The sequence below is a fragment of the Rothia sp. HMSC078H08 genome (assembly GCF_001808955.1).
Classification (GTDB): Bacteria; Actinomycetota; Actinomycetes; order Actinomycetales; family Micrococcaceae; genus Rothia.
Map to the genome: position 1 here is coordinate 208898 of NZ_KV795235.1, position 22512 is coordinate 231409.

Below are 22512 nucleotides of genomic sequence, written 5' to 3' on the forward strand. Positions count from 1 at the left end.
CCCTCGCTGAAGAAAGGAACACACAATGTCTCACGATCACGCAGCACACGGCCACGGCGGCGCACACGGCGCAGGTCAGGGCGGCTACACCCACGCAGGCCACGGCTACGGCGGCGCACCCAAGGGCTACGCAGTCCAGCACTCCGCAGCTGACGAGAACCGCCGCGGCCGCGAAGAGGGCGAAACCCTGCACTACGCCCTGTACACCGTGTTCGCACGCTCCGGCGCACGCCCCGCAGAGTCCAACACCGACGAGGCACGCGCCGAGTTCGAGAAGGTTGTTGAGCAGCTGGCCGCCGACGGCGTGACCCTGCGCGGCATCTACGACGTCTCCGCAATGCGCGACAACGCAGACGTCATGATTTGGACCCACGGCCAGAACCCCGAAAAGCTGCAGGCAGCAGTCCGCAAGATTCGCCGCACCGCACTGTTCGCAGGCACCACCATCGTCTGGTCCACCATGGGCGTACACCGCGAAGCAGAGTTCACCCGCAACCACGCCCCCGCCTACGCACGCGGCAAGGCACCTGAAACCTGGGTCTGCGTCTACCCCTTCGTACGCTCCTACGACTGGTACTACATGAACCCCGAACGACGTGCAGAAATGCTCAAGAACCACGGCATGAAGGCAATCGACTTCCCGCAGATTCTGGCAAACACCGTCGCAGCATTCGGCATGAACGACTACGAGTGGGTCCTCGCCCTCGAAGCACCCGAACTCGTTGACCTCGTCGACATGATGCGCCACTTCCGCAACACCGAGGCCCGCCTGCACGTGCGCGAGGAAACCCCCTTCTACACCGGCCGCCGCATCGGCGCAGACGAAGTAGCAGAGGTTCTGGCGTGAGCCATCAGCCGAATGACGGCGTAACCCTCAACGGCACGCTCCTGCCGGACGACGTGGTACCCAACCGCACCGACCCGGCGAACACCGCCTCCAACGGCCCCGCCGCGCTCAACGAGCAGACCCTCGGTGACTACCGAAGCGAACGCAGCATCACCCGTGACCGTGCCGAAGAGGTACGCCCCTACGACCTGGTGATTCTCTCCTCCTTCGGTGGCCCCGAGGGGCAGGAGGACGTCATCCCGTTCCTGCGCAACGTGACCGCCGGCCGCGGTATTCCGGATGAGCGCCTCGAAGAGGTCGCCACCCACTACCGCGCCAACGGTGGCGTCTCGCCGATTAACGAGCAGAACCGTGCCCTGCTCGCCGCACTGCAACAGGCGCTCGCTGAGCGCGGCCCGCGCATCCCGATCACCTGGGCGAACCGCAACTGGAAGCCCTACGTGAAGGACGTGCTCGCCGAAGCCTACGAGAACGGGCACCGTAATGTGCTCGTGCTGGCGACCAGCGCCTACCCCGGCTACTCGAGCTGCCGCCAGTACCGTGAGGACTACGGCATGGCGATTGAGCAGCTCGGCCTGGAAGGTCGCGTGCACGTGGGTAAGATTCGTCAGTTCTTTGACGTGCCCGGCTTCTCCCGCGCTTTCGCTGACGGGCTGAAGGACGGTCTGGCAACGGTGCGTGAGCAGCTTGCCGCACGCGATAGCGGTTCGCTGAACCCGCGCCTGCGCATCATGTTCTGCACCCACTCGGTGCCGACCTCCGCGGCGAATGAGGCAGGTCCGCGCGGCGTGAACTACGAGGGCGGCTCCGCCTACGTGGAGAAGCACCTGCAGGTCGCCCGCGCCGTGCTTTCGCTGGTTCGCGATGAGGCCCCGCAGCTTCTGCAGAACGTCGAATGGGAGCTGGTGTATCAGTCCCGTTCCGGCCCGCCGTCCATGCCGTGGCTGGAACCGGACGTCAACGACGCCCTGGAGGCGCTACCCACCCCCGCCAACCCGGCGGAGGATGGCGAAGCCCCCGTGGAAGGCGTCGTGCTGGTGCCCCTCGGATTCGTCTCCGACCACATGGAAGTCAAGTGGGATTTGGACACCGAGGCGCTGGACACCTGCGAACGCCTGGGCGTGGTCGCCGTGCGCACCCCCACCCCCGGCACGCATCCGGCGTACGTGGAGTCGCTGCGCCGCCTCATTGAGGAGCGCGTGGAGAACAGCGTTTCAGCCGACCTGCGCCCCGAACGTGAGAGCGTCCTCGCCCCGAGCGCGAGCGGTCAGTACGGCTGGTTCGACGAGTGCGAACCCGGCTGCTGCAAGCCCGGTCGTGGCGCGCCGAAGCCGGTCATCGCCGAATACGCAGCCGGTGCTGACGGCGCTGAGGACAGCGCTTCTGAGAACGCACCCGCCAGCCGCTCCGGTGGATGCGGCTCCGGCGGATGCTGCTCCCACTAACACCACCCCTGTAGCTCCGGCTCGCCCCAACACCCCCTGACCGGGGCGTGCGGGCGGGTCGGAGCGCACGTGCCTACAGGCTACCCCCAGAATTTAGACAAACACACAGCGTCGCAAACACACAGCCTTTGGGGGAAACGCACACGCCTACGGGCTATCACACACATCACCGAAAAGGAGAGATATGAGCCATCACGAGTACATCTTGGGCACCCGCGGGTCTGCTCTCGCCCTGACCCAAAGCCGTATTGCCGCTGAAACCGTCACCTCCCTCTACACCGAACACCAGGCACACCACGGCGCTGAAAACCCCGAGGCTGTGAGCTTCGAGTTGCGCACCGTCAAAACCGAAGGTGACGTGCTCACCGGGCCCCTGGCAACCCTCGGCGGCACCGGCGTATTCGCTGCGGCACTGCGCCAGCGCCTGCTTGACGGCGAGAATGCCTCCGAAGAAAACCGCGTGGACATGGCAGTACACTCCCTCAAGGACCTGCCCTCCGCGCCCTGCCCCGGCCTGGTGGTCGCCGCAACCCTCAAGCGTGGAGACCCCCGCGACGCCCTTGTGGCACGCGACGGCTTGACCGTGGACACCCTGCCCGAAGGCTCCCGCGTGGGCACCGGCTCACCCCGCCGTGCCGCCCAGCTGCGCGCACTGCGCCCCGACCTTGAAATCGTGGACATTCGCGGTAACGTGGGCACCCGCATCGGCCGCGTGAAGGGCCTGGAAGAGCACGCCGGCAAGCAGGTCGTACTCCGCCAGAACACCGAAACTTCCGAACGCGCCGACCACGGTGTAGGCACCGAACGCAGCGGCGACTGCGACGCCGTGGTGCTCGCCGTCTCCGGCCTCAAGCGCTTGGGCAAGGAAGAACTCATCACCGAGTACCTTGACCCCACTCGCATGCTGCCCGCCCCCGGTCAGGGCGCGCTCGCCCTGGAAGTGCGCGAAAGCGAATTCGAGAACCCGGACCCCGCTGTGCTCGCCGACCCCGAGGTGGCGCGCCCGGTGCGTGCCCTCGGCCGTGCCCTGCTCGCCGCAAACCACCACGAAACCCGCCTCGCCGTCAGCGCCGAACGTGCCCTGCTACGCCGCCTCGAAGCCGGATGCGCCGCGCCCATCGGCGCGTACGCGCACGTGGTTGAAGGCGACCTGGTGCTTAACGTTGTGGTGGCGTCCCCGGACGGCACCGACATGCTGCGCCACACCTCGGCAACCGCCGAACTGGATGTGCCCGGCGCCGAACGCCTGGGCGTGCGCGTGGCAGAAGACCTGCTGCAGATGGGTGCCGCCGCCCTGGCCGGATTGGATCTGAAGTAGGCGTCATGTCTGCCCCGCCTTCTGATACCCCGCGTTCTGAATCCCTGCAGGTTGATACCCCGCAGGCTGATGCCCCGCGCACGGTTCTGCTGACCCGCTCCGCCGCCCAAGGTGCCGCCTTCGCACGCGCCCTCGCCGAAGAAAGCGCACAGAACGGGTTAGGGGAGTGCCGGGTACTCTTCGCCCCGCTACAGCAGGCCCGCACCGTCAAACCGGGCGCAGACCACGCCGCCGCGCTGGAGGCGCTCGCCTCCGGTCACTATGCGTGGGTGAGCTTCACAAGCGCCAACACGGTTCGTGCCTGTGCCGAGCTGTGGGGCGCGGAGTTCGCCCGCGCCTGCGCGAGTGGGGGAGTGCGCATCGCCTGCGTGGGAGCGGCAACCGCCCGCGCCGTGCACACCCAGCTGGGGCTGGGCACGGATTTTCAGCCGCAGGTGCAGAGTGCCGTGGGTATGCTCGCGGAGTTTGGGCGCCCTGCCCCCGTAGACTCCGCAGCTGATTCCGCCGCGACTGATTCAGCCGCCGTGCTGGTTCTGGAAGGCTCCAACGCCCGCCCGACCCTGCGCGAGGGCCTCAAAAACCTGGGCTGGGACAGCCACCGCTGCGTGCTCTACGACATGGTGCCCGCTGAGCAGGTGGCACCCGGCGAGTTGAGCCTCAGCGCCGCCCGCGCACTCGTGCAGGGGAGTATCCCCGAAACCCCCGCGCCGGATGCGCTGGTGGTGACCGCCCCCTCCCGCCTGCACGCCCTGCTGGACGGCACCCCCGCGCTATCGCCTGAATCCGTGCCGCCCGAATCGGTGCCGCCGGTGGTGGCAATTGGGGCGAGTACCGCCTCCGCATGCCGCACCCTGAACCTGCGCCACGTGCAGGCCGATTCGCCGTCCCCGCAGGATTTGGCGCGCGCCGCTGCATCCCTCATCTACTAAGACCACATGTTTTTTATCGAGTTTTCAGGAGAGATCATGAACCTCACCCGCCGCCCGCGCCGCCTGCGCACCACCGCAGCCATGCGCTCCCTCGTCGCTGAGACCACCCTGCGCCCCGCGCAGCTGATTCAGGTGTTCTTCGTTCGCGACGGCATCACTGAGCCGCAGCCGATTCGTTCGATGCCCGGCCAGTACCAGCACACCCTGGAGAGCATCATCCCCGCCGTGCGTGAGGCGTACGAGGCGGGCATCCGCTGCATTGACCTGTTCGGTATTCCCCGCGATGAGGATAAGGACGAGGTCGGCTCGACCGCCTGGGATCCGCAGGGCATCCTGAACCGTGCCATTGCGGTGTGCCGTGAGGAGTTCGGCGACGACCTGGTGGTTATGGCTGACACCTGCCTGGATGAGTTCACGAGCCACGGCCACTGCGGCGTGCTGGTCGATGACGGCCACGGCACCCTCGTGGTGGATAATGACGAGACTGTGGAGCTGTACTGCAAGATGGCGGTTTCGCAGGCTCGCGCGGGTGCGCACACGGTGTCCCCGTCGGGCATGATGGACGGCCAGATCGCGGCGATGCGTGCTGCCCTGGACGAGGCCGGCTTTGAGGATGTGTCGATTCTGGCGTATTCGGCAAAGTACGCTTCGGCGTTCTTCGGCCCGTTCCGTGACGCTGTGGAGTCGACCTTCAAGGGTGACCGCAAGACGTATCAGCAGGATCCGGCGAACCGCCGTGAGTCTCTGCTGGAGGTGCGCGCTGACCTGGAGGAAGGCGCGGATATGGTCATGGTGAAGCCTGCCGGCAGCTACCTGGATATTGTGCGTGAGGTGGCGGAGTTTTCGCCGGTGCCGGTGGCGGCGTATCAGGTGTCGGGTGAGTACGCGATGATTGAGGCGGCTGCGGCGAACGGCTGGATTGACCGTAAGGCTGTGGTGTTGGAGTCGTTGCGTTCGATTCACCGCGCCGGTGCGGACGTCATCCTGACTTATTACGGTACGGAGGCGGCGGGCTGGCTCCGCGAGCTGGACGCCTAACCCCCTCCCTCCTTGAACGCTGAGAAGCCACATGTGTTTCGAAAAGCCACGTCTTTGGTGGCTTCTCGAAACACATGTGGCTTCTCGCTTTCCGTGACTAAAACTGGGAGTAAAAATAGAAAAATATAATAAGATTTTCAGGTTGTATTAGGGTGCAACCGGATGAGATGAAAATGTAAAAAATCTGTTGCAATGAAGATGTAGGCGGACTACTGCAGTATGAGTGCTTTGCGGCGTTGGGGATGTTGGATGCAAAATTATTTATCTTACGAGAGAACTAGTCAGCGGATGAGATCTAACTCGTAACCTCTGGAAGGAAGTGTGGGGTCTAAGGGGAATTAGTCACTTTGCAGAGAAGCGTGGGCCATTTCCGCGGGAGGCTCCGAGGAAGATATCTCACTAGAACCAGGTTTAGGGGCCTAGGGAGCATAAATGTATTTCTATAGTAATTGCGTTATCGTAACTCTGGTTTCCCCCGAGCTATTCATGGTTGACTTGGGGATATGTTCATAGTAGACTTCAGATGTGGTTGCGATATGTAACTGCATCTCAACTTCAAAGGAGAACAATATCATGGCAGATTTGCAACGAGGCGACGAAGTCATCGCTGTACAGGATATTTCTGTAGGTATCTTCAGCAGTGTCCCCAAGGGTACGCGTGGAGTAGTGACTGATACCAGCGGTTTCTTTACTACTCAGTACACCGTTTCTTTTGAGAATGGTCAGAAGGCTGAAAACGTCGACGGAAATGCAATTCGAGCTATTTAAATTTAGCTAATACGTTTGCATTTAGTTGGTTGTATATACAACTGGCAAACAAACTTGGTTTTTAACCGAGAGAAGCCACATGCTGTACGAACAGCATGTGGCTTTTCGCCGTTTATGCTTGTTCTTCGCTGACTGGCTTGTACCCGAGGGAGGTGCACACAATGTTGCCGTTGGTGAAGTACTCCGCCAGCATCTCGCGGTCGGCGGGGGAGCGCAGGTCCGCCCAGCGTTCCTGCTCCAGGTAGAACGCAACCTGGGAGGTCAGGCAGACGACACGCTCATCGTGCACCGCCACAATGTGCCTGCGCAGCCACGGCATGCGCTGAGCGAGGTTCGGCGGGATTCTGGACGGCACCTTGATTTCTATCTGCCATTGCGAGGGCTCGTAGAAGGTCGGCTTGATCTGTTTGGGGTTCTTCGGGAAGACGCAGAACTCCTCAATATCGGTGTAACGGTACTTCTTCGCGGGCAGGAAAAGCCGCCCGACGTAGAACGAATCGGGGTTGAACAGCAGGTACCGCCTCTTGCAATACCAGCGAGTCGCAAAGGTTATAGCGGCGACAAGCCCCAACATGATGGACGCGTCACGGCGAGACATCGGGCGAACACCCAGAATGGTCCAGCCAACGAGTGCATAGAAGAAAACACAGAAAGCCAGAAACAGCACAAAGTGGGTTTCAAAATAGAACTGGTTTCTTTTCCAGACTCGTCTGGCTCGGGGAGGAATCTCCTCCAGGGGTGCGGAAGCGCTTAGCTCCATGAGTCGTCCTCTCTACGGGTCTCGGTGATGGTGTGTGGCTTTTCGCCGTTTATGCTAATCAGCCGCTAATCCACTGCGCGGAAGGACGCGATACGCGCCGCCTTTTCCGTGAGCTCATTCGCCGGCTTGTAGCCCAGCGTCAGGCAGATAGCGCGCCCCTCCACGAAATACAGGGGCAGTTTCTCGCGGTCCGCCGGGGAATCCACATCTGCCCAGCGTTCCTGCTCCAGCTTGAACGCAATATGTGCCACCAAACAATCGATGCGGTAATCCCCGAAGCCAAAAGTCTCTAGGGAACCGTTAGAGAAAGTGACGGCAATACGCCAATCACTGGGCATCTGCTGATCAGGGTCTATATCCTCGGGATCGCCCGTGTACCAGGGGTAAACCTTGAACCGCTCAATATCGGAGTACTGATAGACCTTGGGCGAACGGAAAATACGCCCACGCTTCACCACGGTCGGCGTGAACCGGTAGTACGAACGCACCGTACACCACAGGTACGGAATGGCGAACACGTAGACAACAAGAAACGCTATTGAGGTCTTGCCGATGTAGGTGGGTACATACTCGAGCAGCTCGGTGTTCGCGAGCGAATGAAGGTAGCAGAGCAGGAAGAAACCACCGACAGGAAGAGCCACAAAGAGGAAGATTCCCTGCCCCTTCCAATCAACTTGAATGGGCTCACTACTGGGCATGGCAACCGTGCCGCGGAACGGGGCACTGAGCCGACCCAGCGTCCTGGTGTAAATAGCGGGCATGCCCAGATGACGTTCATTGGGGCTGAAACCGCGTGCGACGCGCCAGCCGCGGCGACCCCAGCGCGCCGCCCAATATACCATGAGGAACGGCAGAAGCAGCCCCGGAATTAGGATTCCGTCGTACGCCATATCCCAGTACAGAACGAACGTCGAATAGACGATGACACACGCCCAGCCGTACACGAGGATATGCCCGAAATCCATAATGGCGTTTGAGCCTTTGATGCTTTCCAGCTGGGCTTCAGCCCTGCGGAATGCCGCTTCTTCCTGCTCGGACGTGAGGTGAGTGCCAGCATCCGCGAGCTCTGTAATTGCCTCCTTCACATCCTCGACGGGGGAACCCATGACCGAGGTGTAGACTTCGCGCGCTCGCGAGGCGCTAATGAGCGTCGGGTAGGCGACCTCCACCAGCAGGCAGCACGCCAGGTAGATGAAGAACGCCACCAGCCACACGTTGCGCACCTGCTCCAGGGGCAGGCCCAGGGCTGCAAGGTCCATGAATTGTCCTCTCTATCGGTGTCTCTTTACGGGGGATCGGTGATGGTGTGTCTACGGTGCTGAGAAGCCACATGTGTTTCGAAAAGCAACATAAAACGTGGCTTCTCGAAACACATGTGGCTTCTCGCGGTATTAAAGCAACTCGCTTACTTGTACTGCGCCTTCTGGAAGGACGCGCGGCGTGCCGCCTCCTCCGCATGCTTACCGGCAGGCTTGTACCCCATGGTCGTGCAGATGACGCGGCCGTCCACGAAGTACTTCGCCAACATTTCACGGTCCGCCGGCGAATCCAGCTGCGCCCAGCGTCCCTGCTCAATATTGAACGCAATCTGCGCCACCAAACAATCAATCTGGTGATCATTCAGCGAATAGTTGTGCTTGCGGCCGCCCGGAAGCAGAATCTCCAGCCTCCACTGGCTCGCATCCTTCGGGTTCAGATTAATCGCGTCCGGGTTCTTCGGGTACACGCGGAACGCGCGAATCTCAGAGTAGGGGCGGGACTTCGCCGGAAGGAGCAGTCGCCCAGCCTGGAACGAATCCGGGTTGAACAGCACGTAATCGCGGTTATACATCAGCAGCATAATCAGTAGCGGAATGTACGCCGCCGCCAAGAACCAAGAAGCATGACCGATATAAATCGCTTCCCAATCCTCGTCGATGCTCCAGCCCGCCAGCGAAGTCAGGAAGACTGCGGCGAGCAGGAACGCAATGCCGTTGAGCACCCAGTAGACGGTGCGGTCGTCACGAATCGGCTCCACACCCGGCACGGTGCTGCGCACACGGAACGGGGCGCTCAGCTTACCCAGCGTCGCCGAGTAGATGCGCGGCATGCCCAGCACACGGTCGTCCTTGCTGTATCCGCGGGCTACACGCCAGTGACGGCGGCCAATACGCGCCCCCAGGTACACCATGAGGAACGGCAGAATCAGCGCCGGTAGTACAACACCGTCGTACACGATATCCCAGTACAGGGTGAAGATAGAGACCGCCACAATCCAGCCCCACAGGTACATGACCACGTGGAACCAGCCGCTAAACACGCCGGCGCCCTCAATAGAATCCAGCTTCTTCTTCGCCTTCTTCGTGGCGCTACCCTTGCGGGAGGAGCTCAGCGGCGCACCCATCGCGGTGCGTTCCGCGGTGGCGCGGCGCGCCTCATCAACGGGCGAGCCGGACACCTCAAGGTACAGTTCGGCTGCCTTCTCCTTCTTGATGGGCACCGGGTAGGCGATATCCACCAGCAGGCACAAGCCCAGGTACACCATGAAGGCGATCAGCCACACGTCGCGTAGCTGCTCCATAGGCAGTCCCAGAGCGCTCAGATCCATGAGCGGCTCACCTCCTTACTTCCCCCGGACTCTACGCGGAAGCAGCCGCAGCGGCTGCAGCCGGAAGAGCCGAGATGATACGGTCCATCGCCTCATCGTCGTGGGCGGCAGAAACGAACCACGCCTCGAACGCGCTCGGCGGCAGGTACACGCCGGATTCGAGCATGGAGTGGAAGAACGCGTTGTAGCGGCTGGTTGCCGACGCCTTGATGTCGGCGTAGTTGTGCACGCCCTCCTGAGAGGTGCCGAACGCGACCGAGAAGAGGTTACCGGCGCTCTGGATGGAGTGGTCCACACCGGCGGCGTTGAATGCCTCGGTCAGAGCCTGCTGCAGCTGGGCGCTGCGCGAATCCAGGTGCGCGTAGACGGCGGCATCAGCCAGGGTCAGGGTCGTAATGCCCGCCGCGACGGACAGCGGGTTACCGGAGAGGGTGCCCGCCTGGTAGACCGGGCCGACCGGCGCCAGGTACTCCATGACCTCACGCTTACCGGCCAGCGCCGCGATGGGCATACCGCCACCAATGACCTTGCCGAACGTGAAAATATCGGGAACCCAGCCGCCATCCTCGGGAGCGGCGTAACCCCAGTAACCAGCCGAAGACACACGGAAACCGGTCAGCACCTCATCAAAAATGACGAGCGCACCGTTCGCGTGAGCAATCTCGTGCAGGCCACGGTTGAAACCGGGCTCGGGGGTCACCACACCCATGTTGCAGGGCGCCGCCTCAGTGATAATTGCGGCAATCTGACCCTCGTGGTTCGCGAACGCCTCACGCACAGCGTCCAGGTCGTTATAGGGCAGAACGATGGTCTCCGCGGCGGTTGCGGCAGTCACGCCAGCAGAACCCGGCAGTGCCAGGGTAGCCACACCCGAACCAGCCTCGGAAAGCAGCGCATCCACGTGACCGTGGTAGCAGCCCGCAAACTTAATAATCTTGTCGCGACCGGTCACACCACGCGCCAGACGAATCGCAGTCATGGTCGCCTCAGTACCGGTCGACACCATACGCACCTGATCAATCGCACCGGGAATCACAGCGTTAATACGGTTGACCACCAGCTCAGCCAGCTCAGCCTCCGGCGCGCTCGCCGCACCAAAGGACAGGCCGCGCTCAGCCGCCTGCTGAACCGCCTCAACCACCTGCGGATGCGCGTGACCCAGAATCGACGGACCCCACGAGCAGACCAGGTCAACGTACTCGTTGCCGTCCGCATCGTACAGGTACGCGCCCTTAGCCTTCGCCGCAAACGCGGGAGTGCCGCCCACAGAATTGAAGGCGCGCACCGGGGAATTCACACCACCGGGAATCACCGCGCGAGAACGCTCAAAAAGCTTCTCACTGGTTTCATGATGCAGCGGGTGAGTAGAAGAGGAAGTCATCGTATCGGTGCCTTTCAAACGAGACGGCGAACTAAAGAATTACAAGGGACGACGTGCAACGGGCAACGGAGCCCGCACGCTATTAGCATCCCGTACCTAACCATCATAGGTGCTACAGATGAACCGCAGGTGACAAGCACCTGAACGTACCGAAAGGTGACGATAAAACACAACAGACAAGTTAGGGAACAGAGAGGATGCGCAACGCGCTAACGCAGGTGCCGGTCAGTATCCAGGCGGTTCAGAACCTGGGTGTCCTGATCGAACAGCCAGTTCTTGTCGAAGATTAGACGCACGAAGGCCAGGCCCATACCCAACGCCATGAAAATCAGCAGGGACTGCACGAAACCGCTTGCCGCCGAGTACATGTCACCGCTAGCAAAATGCGACATCGAACGGTAGAACGGAACACCCGGAACCATCGTCACCACCGCCGGAACCGACAGGGAAATACGGGTGTACTTGCGCTGATGCAGCGGCGCCACAATCTCAGCCAAAATACCCACACCAAACACGGCAATCGTCGCCGCCATATGCGCGGGCATACCAGCCTCAACCATGTGAATACGGATGGGGTTCGCCACCGCAGCAATCACGCCACCCCACACGCACGCCACCGGGGATGCGGCGAAGAGCATCGCGAAGCCGGCCGCCGCAACACCCGAGGAAAGCACCTGCAACACCAAATACAGGGTCGGGTCAAGGTTAAGAGGCGCAGGAGCCGCCAACGGCAGGTGGAAGAGCGAACCCAAAACCCACACCGCAAACGACGCACTCAGCAACAACAAACCCACATAGGTTAGACGCGAAATACCCGCCAAAAAGTCCATGCGGGAAATATCGAGCATGCCCGTCACCATGGGGAAACCGGGCACCAAGAACAGTACCGACGAAATGAAACCAATCATATGGTTCGGGCTAATCCAACCCACCGCGACCAGCACATTAACAAGCGCAATGTACAGGCCCGCCGCCAGGAAGCCGCACGCCATCCACGTTGCCAAATGGCTCACCCCGCGCTTGAGCAGAGTCGAACGCAAAAACTGGCCGGCACCCGCCGCGAAGAACACCACCGTGCACTCCACCAGACCGCCACGGTTCAAGAACGCGAACCCGGCACACGCCACCGCCGACGCCAGCGCCAACATCCAGCGGGTGTATAGAGGCTTCGCCGAATCGATACGGTCCAGCTCGGCGTTCGCCTCCGCAGGGGTAATCTTTTCAGGAAGCTCAGAAATGAACTTACCCAACTGATCCAGCTTATGAGCGTTAATGCCCATCGTGCGCTGCTCAGCCACCTCAGTACGGAAATTACCCTCCGTGTAAGAAGACGTCGAAATTTCGGTGAAGGTCACCTGCGCGTGATGCTCCTTCAACCCCACAGCCTTCGCCAAACGCGCCATCGACGCCTTAATACGGTAGGCGCTCGCACCCGACTTCATCAGGATGCGGCCCAGGCGGAGCACCACCTGCGACTGCGCCACCAGGTGCTCATGAGCCAGACGGGTAGACCCCAGATAAATACTGCGCGTATTAGTGTCAGGGTACGGCTCGGTAGTGCGGGGCTGATCATCCATGAGAGGCCTTCCGGGTCGTGCTATTCACGTGCTATTCGTGTAGGTGTGGTTCCTTATCTAGCATAGGGGAGAAGCCCAAACGGGGATAGTGTCAGCCCGTCAGCAAAGGAGAAGTGTTTGGGGATGCTGCCTAGGTTTTTAGCGGCGCAGTTTTATCGGCGCACAGGCCAGCGGCCGTCAATAACCTCAGATTCCTTACCCGGCTGCGTACGCAACCACGCCTGGAAGCTCGCCGCCTGCTCCGCCGCCCACTGAATCTGCTGCTCGTGCAGCTGGCGCGCATCCACGTTGAGGACCTCGGGGAACTGCTCGGTCAGCTTCACCAGCAGACGCTCCGCCGCCAGGGCATCATCAGCGGAGGTGTGGGCGTTCTCCAGGGAGACACCGTACTCGGCGGCAAGAACCTCAAGGGTGCGCTTGCCGCGCTTACGCGGAATCACGTGCTTATGCAGAACGTACGGGTCGAGCACCACACCCGGCGGCAGCTCACCATTGGCAATATTGTGGCGCAGCATCTCGTGGTGCAGCACCGAGAAATCGTAGGCGGCATTGAACGCAATAATCGGCACACCGTCAAGGTTCAGCGCACCAATCGCGCCGGCTAGCTCCCACACGACCTCGCGGGCGGGACGGCCGTGCTCACGCGCGTACTCGGTGGTGATGCCGTGCACGGCGGCGGCACCGGCGGGGATCTCAACGCCGGGGTCGGCCAGCCACTCGCCACGGCGCACCACATTACCCTGAGGGTCCAGCAGGATCAGGGAAGCAGTCACGATGCGGGCGGTGGTGACGTCCACACCGGTGGTTTCAAGGTCAAAAGTGGCGCGCAGGCCGTTCATCCAGGTCATGCTATAAGACTAACCCAGCGGAGAAGGAGGCGCGCGCCCGGTCGTCACGTGGCTGTGGATAAGCCCTTGGCGAGGCGGCATATTAAGTCACCGAGGCGGCACATAAGTCGCTGACGAGCCCAAATGACCGTCGACAAGGTACAACCGCGCTACAGCCGATAGACTGAAACCATGACAACCCAACTTCTCACCGGCATCCCCGGAACCGGTAAAACCCACCACCTCACCGAACGCGCCCTGCGCTACCTCGCCGACGGCAACGACCCCGCCCGCCTGCTCATCCTCGCACCCACCCGCACCGCCGCGACCCGCATGCGAGACACCATCGCCGCATCCAGCGACCGCAGCCTCTCCGTAGCACCCACCCGCGCCTGGGCAGCATACGCCTTCGACCTGCTCAAACGAGCCCAAACCCGGGGTCTACTCAGCGGCGTAGAAGGCAACCTCAAACTCCTCTCCGGCCCCGAACAAGACGTCATCATCGGCGAACTACTCGCCAACCACGCCCAAGGCATCGCACCCGGACCCGCCTGGCCCGACGTACTCCGCGACGCCCTCGCAACCCGAGGATTCCGCCACGAAATCCGCGACTTCTTCGACCGCATGGCAGAATACGACCTCACCGCCGAAGACGTACACGCCCTCGCCACCGAACACAACCAGCCCGCCTGGCACGCCCTCGCCCAACTGCACACCGAATACCGTGCCGTGCGAGCCCTCCGCGCCAAAAACGCCTACGACCCGGCAGTACTCATCAACGACGCCTGCCGGCTGCTGCTGCGCGCCCCCGAATTCCTCGCCGAAGAACGCCGCCGCTACGACCTAATCCTCATCGACGACGTGCAGGAACTCAGCCCCTCCATCTACCGGCTGCTGCGCCTCATCGCCGCAGAAGTCGCCCCCGCAGACGCCGCGCACCTGACCGAAACCCACCCCGACCTCTTCGCTGAAGGCCCTCGGGTTGTCATGACCTACAGCGACGAAGCCGTCGTCCAGGGCTTCCGAGGCGCCCGCCCCGACCTCGTCACCACCCTGCAGGCAAGCTTCCCGAGCATGCGCACCCGCACGCTCACCACCTCATACCGCCTGCCCGCACTCATGATGCCGCTCGTGGCGGACATTCGCCGCCGCCTGCCGCGCTACACCCGGTTCGTGCCACTCACCGCCGAGCAGGAAGGGACGAAGAACGGCGCGCAGGAGGGGTCAAAGAACGGTGCGCCCGCAACCTTCGGACGCATCAACACCACCCCCGCCGATGAAGCCCTCACCTGGGGCGCCGCCGACGAACCGCTGCTGCACCTGGGCGCCGATGGCAAAATCCTCGACCCCGCACACTACCGCACCGCACCCGCCGGCGTGTATAAGTATGCGCTCTCCAGCTCTCAGGACGAGGCGAACCTCATCGCCCAAATGCTGCTCGAAGAACGCATCTACGGCAACCACCCCTACCGCGAGTCCGCCATCATCGTGCGTAGCAGCGCGGACGTGGCGCGCATCCGCCGCGTGCTCTCCTCGAACGGTATTCCCTCGCGTACCTCCGCGGCGCTCGTGCCGGTGCGCGACGAGCCCGCCGTACGCCCCTTCCTCGACGCGCTCAGCCTGCTCGTCTACGCCCGCAAGCGCGGCGAGAAGGCACTCAACCCCGCCGTGCACATGCCCGCTGCAGAAGGTGCGGAGGCGGCCGAGCGTGGCGGCTACGAAACCCTCAGCGCCACCGAAGCTGAAGAGCTCATGCGTCGAAGCCTCGACGACGTCATCGCCGAAGAAAGCCGCGCCAACCCCCTCGGTGGCGCGCAGAGCGCCATCACCCTGCTCACCTCCCGACTCGGTGGCGCATCCAGCATGGACGTGCGACGACTCCGCCAGCAACTACGATCCATCGAACTGCAAAGCGGCGGCCACCGCCCCAGCGACGACCTGCTCCTCGGTGCACTGCTACACCCCGAAACCCTCCCCGAAGAGGGCGTAGGACGCGCCGTGCACCGCATCGCAGCCGTGCTCTCCGCCGGACGTAAAGCACTCGCGCGCCCCGAATCCACCAGCACCGAAGTGCTCTGGGCGCTCTGGGAAGCCAGCGGCCTCGAAAAAACCTGGGTCACCCAGTCGCGCAGCGCAGGCCCCGACGCCGATGCCGCCCACCGCAACCTCGACGCCATGATTGGTCTCTTCGAAGCCGCCGACCGATTCGACGAGCAGATGCGTGGCGCCGGTGCCGAGCAGTTCCTCGACTTCATCGACGCGCAGGACCTGCCCATGGACACCCTCGCCGCCCGCGGCGTACGCCAAGACGCGGTCGAGATTCTCACCCCCGCGCTCGCCGCCGGTCAGTCCTGGCGCACCGTATATGTATGCGGTCTGCAGGAAGGAACCTGGCCCAACACCACCGTGCGCGGTTCCCTGCTGAGCACCGGCGACCTTACGGACCTGTGCGATGCGCGCCTCCGCCAGCGCGCCCAGCAGGCAGAACAACAGGCAAGGGAGGGCGAGCAGCCGGTGCCGCCCGCACGTATCCGCAGCTACCCCGAACGCGTGCGCGACACCCGCCACGACGAGCTACGCATGTTCGCAGTCGCCGCCACCCGAGCCAGCACCCGCCTTGTGCTCACCGCCGTACGCAACGACGATCAGGCACCCGGCGAGTTCTTCGACTTCGTGCTACCCACCGACGCGGTCGGCGACTCCACGGACGTGCCCATCACCCGTGTGCGCCGCCCCGCTACCCTGCGTTCCCTCGTGGCGGAGCTTCGCCGCACCCTCGTTGAGGAATCGATGAACGCGATGCGCGCCGAAGACGCCCAGCAGAAGGACACACAGCAGAACGGCGCACCGATGCACAGCGCACCGGAGGAAGACGCGCTCACCCCGGAGGCTTCCGCGTACCGACTCGATGCCGCCTCCCGCACTCTGGCGCGCCTGGCGAACGCCCAGGCGCCCGGCGCCGCACCCGACGAGTGGTGGGGCCTGCTGCCGCTTTCTAGCACGGAGCTGCTTTTTGCGCATCGCCCGGCAGACCACGCTGAGCAGGACGAAAACCACGGTGAAGACGGCGAGGAACACGGCGAGGAACAGGCTGAAAACCCCGGCCGCCGCACGATTACGCTTTCGCCCTCGCGCCTGGAAACCATCCACAGCTCCCCGCTGGACTGGCTGGTTTCCGCCGCCCGCGCGGAAGCCCAAACCGACCTGTCCCGCTCGCTCGGAACGCTCGTTCACGCCATCGCCGAGGAGTACCCGACCGGCACCCTCGAAGAGCTCCAAACCGCCCTCGACGAGCGCATTAGCTCCCTCGGCGTGCCCGCCCGCAAGGACGATGAGACCGATGAAGAGTACCGCGAGCGCGTGCCCTGGGAATCCTACGCCCTCTACGAGCGCGCCAAGCGCATGATTCTGCGCCTGAGCTACTACTACCGTCAGCACATGGGCGACGCCGGCTGGCAGAACCTCGGTGTTGAAGGCTCCTTCGCGGTGCGTGTGCCTGTGCCCTTCGACCCCGCCGGTGAGGTCGGCGAGCTGGATGCGCTGCTCACCGGTCGTGTGGACCGCCTCGAGGGTACCGCCCCGGCGGAGGACGGCACCCGCCGCTACGCCATTGTTGACCTGAAAACCGGCAAGTCTAAGCCGACCGGGTCGGAGATGGAGACCCACCCGCAGCTTGCCGCCTACCAGATTGCGGTGGAGGCTGGCGCGGGTGAGCAACTGGAGGAGCGCTACCGCGCCGAAGCCGCCGCCCTGGAGGCGGGCGAACCGCTACCGGATGCCCGCCCCCAGGAGCTGGAGTACACCGGCTATACGGGTCATTCCGCAGGCGCGGCGCTCGTGCAGCTGGGCGCCTCGGGCGTGAATAACGAGAGTAAGACTCGTCTGCAGGTTCAGCCGGCTCTGACGGAGCACGATTCGTGGGCGGCTGAGCTGGTGCAGCACGCCGCGGAGCTGATCGCTGGCTCGCAGGTGCAGGCTCGCCACCGTGAGAGCGGCTATGGGTGCCGTCTGCCGGAGATCTGCCCGATTTGTACGCGCGGCCGTCAGGTGACGCAGCCCTAGTAGCCGCGTACCCTACGTTTACTTTCGATATCACTCACCCCGAACCTCCCATGAGAATGATCCATGAGGAAGAGGAATCATGACTGACTCTGGCGCATATAGCGCTGATATGCAGGGCGCTACTAACCCCGGCGCCCACCCCGGTCCTGGCACCGGCATGCTCACCCCCGCCCAGTGGTGCGAGCACAATAGCTGGCAGCTGCCCAACGGCGTGCTCTTCTCTGCTGAAGCCGCCGCGAACGACCCCGCGCTGAAGCCTGCCGGCTACCGCAGTGCCCTCGACATTGCCGAGATGCTCAACGGCGCCGACGGTAAGAAGCCGACCCCCGAGCAGGTCCGCATGATTGAGGCGGGTCCCGCCCCGACCCTCGTCATTGCGGGCGCCGGTTCGGGTAAGACCGCGACCATGGTTGACCGCGTGATTTGGCTGGTTGATAACGGTTTTGTGCGCCCTGAAGAGGTGCTCGGCGTGACCTTTACCCGCAAGGCGGCAACCGAGTTGCGCAGCCGTATGCGCGCCGGTCTGAACACGTTGCGCCGTAGCCGCCGCGTCGCCCCGAGCGATGAGGAGCTGCGCGAGGGCATCGCTGACCCGACCGTGCTCACCTACCACTCCTACGCGAATAACCTCGTCAAGGAGTACGGTCTGCGCCTGGGCGTGGAGCAGGACGCGCAGATGCTCGGCGATGCGCAGAAGTGGCAGCTTGCCGCGCAGATTGTGCAGTACTGGGAGGGGGAGCTTCCCCTCGATAAGGACGGCGTGCCGGTGTCTGCGGCGACCATGATTAACCAGATGCTGCAGCTTTCTGACGAGTGCGCGGAGCACCTGGTGGAGCCGCAACAGGTTATTGACTTCTGCACCGAGCAGTTGGCGGCGTACGCGGCGGTGCCCGAGCCTCGCCGTGAGACGAAGACTGAGAAGGACATCCTGAAGGTTCAGCGTCTGCTGCGTAACCGCCGAGTGTACGCGCGCATGGTGATGAGCTATGCCCGCGTGAAGGCGCGTATGCAGGTGCTGGATTTTGGTGACCTGATGCGTTTTGCCGCCCGCATTGCGGAGGCTGACCCGGCGATTCGCGAGGGTGAGCGTGCCCGCTTCAAGGTGGTTCTGCTGGACGAGTTCCAGGACACTTCGCACGCGCAGATGAGCTTGTTCTCCTCGATTTACGGTGCCGATGAGGCGGCGGGTATTCCGGCGCATCCGGTGATGGCTGTGGGTGACCCGAAGCAGTCGATTTACGGTTTCCGTGGCGCTTCGGACGGCCAGATGTTCAGCTTCTACCGTCATTTCCCAACCAAGCATGTGCGGCCGCTGTTCCTGTCCATTGCGTGGCGTAACGACATTTCGGTGCTGAACGCGGCGAACCATGTGGCGGAGAAGCTGAAGGAGGTTCCCGAGTGGGTGCGTGCCGCCGACGGCGATATTACCGCCGCTCAGGTTCCTGACCTGCGCCCGCGCTGCGCTCTGGTGGGGGAGCCGGGCTCACCCGCCTTTGAGCAGGCTGCCGCGGGCATGGTGGGGCGCGTTGATTTGACGTACCACGACTCTGACCGCGAGGAGGCTGTGGCTATCGCTGAGCGTATTGCGGCGATGCGTACCCAGGCGGTGCGCGAGTATGAGCGCGCCTACGCGGCGCATCGTTCCGGTGATGGTTCTGTGCATCCGCGTTTGAAGATGCCTGAGATTGCGGTGTTGGCGCGTGTGCACGGTCAGCTGGACCCGATTCGTGTGGAGTGCGAGCGTCTGGGTATTCCGGTGCAGCAGGTGGGTTTGGGCGGTTTGCTTTCCCAACCGGAGGTTGTGGATTTGGTGTCGGCGTTACGTGTGCTGGCTGATCCGAACCGTTCGGATGCTCTGGCGCGCCTGCTGACGGGTGCGCGTTGGCGTTTGGGCGCGGCGGATATGTTGGCGCTGGGTGATTGGGCTCAGTCGCTGGTGCGTGAGCGTGAGCGTGCCCTGCGCGAGCAGATGGCGTTGCGTATGCTCGCCGAGGCTGAAGACGCCGACGACGCTGCTGCTATCAACCTGCAGGCAGAGCACCTGCGCGCCGCCCAGGAGCGCCTGGACGAAACCCTCAAGGGCGCGGTGGAGGATTCCTCCGGCTACGCCTCCCTGATCGAGGCGGTGGAGAACCTACCGCAGGACGGCGCGGACGGCGAACCCCTCTACGGTGAGCAGTACCGTGGCCGCCGTTTCTCCCCGGCGGCGCTGGAGCGTCTGCGTGCTTTTGCCGAGCAGATGCGCGTGCTGCGTGCCGGTTTGAGCGAGGATTTGGGCACGCTGCTGTACGAGATTGAGCGCACCATGCTGCTGGATATTGAGCTGGCGGTCCGCCCGGGTACCGACCCGCTGGGTTCGCGTGCGAACCTGGACGCTTTCCACGAGGTTGCCGCCGCCTACGGCATGTCGGCGCCGCGTATTAACGCGATGATTTACGCCGGCTCTGACGGCGTGAGCGCGGAGGAGGGCGACCCGGGTGCGCGCCGCTTCCTGCTGTCTTCGGGCGGCGTGAGCTACGTGATGGGCTTCCTCGCGTGGCTTGAGCGTGCCGATGATGAGGAGAAGGGCCTGGCGCTGGGCGCCGTGGAGCCTGACCCGAATGCGGTGCAGCTGATGACCATGCACGCGGCGAAGGGCCTGGAGTGGGATCATGTGCTTCTGCCGGGTCTGTGCGGTAGCGCGACCGGCGGGCAGACACCGAACCTGTGGCAGATGTCGGCTAATACGGCTCTGCCCTGGCCGCTGCGTGGTGACCGCGAGTACCTTCCGTCGGTCCTTGAGACGGCGGAGGAGATTACCGCCTTTGAGAAGGCGAAGGACCTGGAAGACTACCTGGCCGAGCACAAGGATGATGCCGCCGAGCATGCCGGCATGGAGGACCGCCGCCTCATGTACGTGGCGATGACCCGTGCCCGTAACCTGCTGGCGTTGAGCGCCTACCGCTGGAAGAGCGCCGCTATGCTCCCCCTGCCGGTGCAGCCCTTCTGGGAGGAGCTGATGGAGATGCTTTTCAAGTCGCTCTTCGGCCCGAATACGCCCATGGTGGATGCGCCCTCTGTGCGTTTCGAAGAGACGATGGATACCCCCTGGGCGGCGCCGCAGCTGGTGGGCATGGGCCTGTCGTACACGATGCCGAACCCCGCCGATAAGCGCAAGAAGATGCACCTGAACCATGTGCGCCGCTGGGTTGAGCAGCTGGCTGAGTCGAAGTACCGCCTGGTGGAGCCGGTGACCCTGGTGCACGGTACGGTCGTGGATCCTTCGAACCTGCCGCCCGCCCCCGATGAGGCGGCACTGCTGGAAGAGCTGGAACTCTACCCCGTAGACGCTGACGAGCTCACCCCCGTACAGGCGGAGGCGCGCGCGAACGCCCGGGCAACCTACGCCGAGCAGGTGCAACGCTACGCGTGGGCGCTGGTTGAGGCCATGGCTCCCGCCCTCGCGCAGGATTGGCAGCTAGCGGCTCCTTCCGTACGAGCACGCACGGTGGCGGAGAACTGTACCCGCCTGAACCTGCCGGTGCCCGAATGGATTATCGAAGCCACCGAGCGGGAGAAATGGCGTGAGGCGCAACCGCCTCAGCCCGGTTTCTCGCCCACGGTGGCGGCGGCGTTGCCGATTGAGGTGCGCGGCCAGTTCGCCCAGAAGAACTACGAGGACAGGAACCCGAACCTGGGTGCGGTGCTGACCGCTATGTGGCCTTTCGACCCGCTGGAGCGCCCCGTGATTTGGCGTTGGGCTTCTGACGATGCCCTCAACCGGGGCACGGAGGCGGTGCTTCGCCGCGGCCAGCATGAGCAGCTGGAACGTGAGATTGCGATTAACTCCTCGAGCCGTCGCGAGGCGGTGGAGCGTGCCGCCCTGGCGGTGGAGCTCGCTGTCGGCGCGGGGGAGGATGACCTGCACCAGAGCGGGGATGTAGCGGGGGAGAGCGCAAACCACCCTGCACCCGCCGTACTCGCTGTACACGGCGAGTCCGCCATTCCTGAATCCCTGCGCCAGCAGGCGGTGGACTGGGAACGCGAAGCCGACCTGCTACTGCTCATGATGGGCCAGACCGACCCGGTGCTGAGCGAGCAGCTGCCAGGGCACCTGTCCGCATCCACGTTCATTCGCCTAAGCGAGGACCCGCAGGGCACGGTGCATCAGCTGATGCGCCCGGTGCCGCAGCGTCCCTCGCGCGCGGCAACGATTGGTACGGCGGTGCACGCGCTAATTGAGGAGCACTTCGGGGTGGCGCCGAGCGCCGACCCGCTGGAGGCACCCGACGCGGAGGACACGGTGGGCGTTGACCTGCCTGCTTCTGCTGCTGCCTCCGCCTCCGCCGCGCCCGCTGAGCCTGCAGATCCTGCTGACCAGCAGGAACAGGACGAGTTCACCTTCGAGGACGACTTCGAGGAATCCGAGAGCGAACTGGACGCCTCCGTTCAGCGCCTCTGGGAGCGCTTCGCCAACAGTGAGTGGGGCAGCGACGAGTGGAAGGACCGCATCTGGGCGGTCGAATACCCGGTCGAAACCCACATCGAGGGCGTAAGCCTGCGCGGCCGTATCGACGCGGTGTTCCGCACCGAGGACGAGGGCGGCGAACGCTGGGTGCTGGTGGATTGGAAGAGCGGTTCCCGCCCGAAGATGTCGACCATGCAGTCTCGACGCTTCCAGCTGGGCCTGTACCGCATCGCGTTCTCCCGCATTATGGGCGTGGACCCGGAGCGTATCAGCACCGTGTTCGTGTACCTGGGCAGCAAGGGTGTTGCGGAGGTGTGGGATCACCAGATCCGCGGCGGCCTGCCCTCGGAGGCGCAGCTGGCGAAGGTGATCCGCGAGGCGCGCAAGGGCTAGGTAGCGGATCTCAACAGCGAATCTCCCAGCGCCGGGCGGGCGGCGCTCGCGCGTTAGCTTGAGCCAATAACCGAATACAGAAAAGCAGCTCACGGAGGCATTGCGCCTCGTGAGCTGCTTTTCTGCGTGGACT

General features: G+C 63.5%; 14 protein-coding genes. 8 read left to right on the forward strand and 6 right to left on the reverse strand.

Annotated elements, in window-relative coordinates; genetic code table 11:
* Nucleotides 1-25 precede the first annotated feature (25 nt).
* The 6 genes from hemQ to HMPREF2528_RS00940 all read left to right on the forward strand — a co-directional run bounded on the left by hemQ (nt 26) and on the right by HMPREF2528_RS00940 (nt 6345).
* Nucleotides 26-847: a hydrogen peroxide-dependent heme synthase gene (gene hemQ, locus HMPREF2528_RS00915; protein WP_070541611.1), complete on the forward strand. Its 822-nt coding sequence runs from the start codon at nt 26-28 to the stop codon at nt 845-847.
* The gene (locus tag HMPREF2528_RS00920; RefSeq protein WP_070507610.1) at nt 844-2292 is read left to right on the forward strand and encodes a ferrochelatase; all 1449 of its coding nucleotides are present in this window, start codon (nt 844-846) and stop codon (nt 2290-2292) included. Before hemQ ends, HMPREF2528_RS00920 begins: the two co-directional genes overlap by 4 nt.
* A gap of 184 nt (nt 2293-2476) precedes the next feature.
* The gene (locus HMPREF2528_RS00925) at nt 2477-3610 is read left to right on the forward strand and encodes a hydroxymethylbilane synthase (RefSeq protein WP_070541614.1); all 1134 of its coding nucleotides are present in this window, start codon (nt 2477-2479) and stop codon (nt 3608-3610) included.
* Nucleotides 3611-3615: 5 nt separating this feature from the next.
* Nucleotides 3616-4539, forward strand: a complete 924-nt coding sequence (locus HMPREF2528_RS00930; RefSeq protein ID WP_083297857.1) for a uroporphyrinogen-III synthase — start codon at nt 3616-3618, stop codon at nt 4537-4539.
* Nucleotides 4540-4575: 36 nt separating this feature from the next.
* The gene (hemB, locus tag HMPREF2528_RS00935; protein ID WP_070541617.1) at nt 4576-5577 is read left to right on the forward strand and encodes a porphobilinogen synthase; all 1002 of its coding nucleotides are present in this window, start codon (nt 4576-4578) and stop codon (nt 5575-5577) included.
* Between the two features lie 573 nt (nt 5578-6150).
* Nucleotides 6151-6345 carry a hypothetical protein gene (locus HMPREF2528_RS00940; protein ID WP_070541620.1) on the forward strand — a complete coding sequence of 65 codons (195 nt, stop codon included), beginning with the start codon at nt 6151-6153 and terminating at the stop codon, nt 6343-6345.
* 112 nt (nt 6346-6457) lie between these two features.
* On the opposite strand, the gene HMPREF2528_RS00945 is transcribed toward HMPREF2528_RS00940, so the two are convergent.
* The 6 genes from HMPREF2528_RS00945 to HMPREF2528_RS00970 all read right to left on the reverse strand — a co-directional run bounded on the left by HMPREF2528_RS00945 (nt 6458) and on the right by HMPREF2528_RS00970 (nt 13498).
* Nucleotides 6458-7105 carry a hypothetical protein gene (locus tag HMPREF2528_RS00945; RefSeq protein WP_246822898.1) on the reverse strand — a complete coding sequence of 216 codons (648 nt, stop codon included), beginning with the start codon at nt 7103-7105 and terminating at the stop codon, nt 6458-6460.
* 65 nt (nt 7106-7170) lie between these two features.
* Entirely contained in the window at nt 7171-8364 is a 1194-nt protein-coding gene (locus tag HMPREF2528_RS00950; RefSeq protein ID WP_070541623.1) for a carboxylate transporter, read from the reverse strand.
* A 146-nt stretch (nt 8365-8510) separates the two neighbouring features.
* Nucleotides 8511-9692 (reverse strand): sugar dehydrogenase, encoded by a 1182-nt coding sequence (locus tag HMPREF2528_RS00955; RefSeq protein WP_070541626.1) that lies wholly within the window; start codon nt 9690-9692, stop codon nt 8511-8513.
* 31 nt (nt 9693-9723) lie between these two features.
* Nucleotides 9724-11073, reverse strand: a complete 1350-nt coding sequence (gene hemL, locus HMPREF2528_RS00960) for a glutamate-1-semialdehyde 2,1-aminomutase (protein WP_070541630.1) — start codon at nt 11071-11073, stop codon at nt 9724-9726.
* A 209-nt stretch (nt 11074-11282) separates the two neighbouring features.
* Complete coding sequence (locus HMPREF2528_RS00965) at nt 11283-12650, reverse strand: threonine/serine exporter family protein (protein ID WP_070541633.1); 1368 nt, start codon at nt 12648-12650, stop codon at nt 11283-11285.
* A gap of 152 nt (nt 12651-12802) precedes the next feature.
* Entirely contained in the window at nt 12803-13498 is a 696-nt protein-coding gene (locus HMPREF2528_RS00970; protein WP_012903182.1) for a 3'-5' exonuclease, read from the reverse strand.
* 171 nt (nt 13499-13669) lie between these two features.
* On the opposite strand from HMPREF2528_RS00970, the gene HMPREF2528_RS00975 reads away from it, so the two are divergent.
* Both HMPREF2528_RS00975 and HMPREF2528_RS00980 read left to right on the forward strand, forming a co-directional pair.
* The gene (locus tag HMPREF2528_RS00975) at nt 13670-17539 is read left to right on the forward strand and encodes a UrvD/REP family ATP-dependent DNA helicase (protein ID WP_070541636.1); all 3870 of its coding nucleotides are present in this window, start codon (nt 13670-13672) and stop codon (nt 17537-17539) included.
* 79 nt (nt 17540-17618) lie between these two features.
* Nucleotides 17619-22379, forward strand: coding sequence for an ATP-dependent DNA helicase (locus HMPREF2528_RS00980; protein WP_070541639.1), 4761 nt, complete (start codon nt 17619-17621; stop codon nt 22377-22379).
* Nucleotides 22380-22512: the final 133 nt, after the last annotated feature.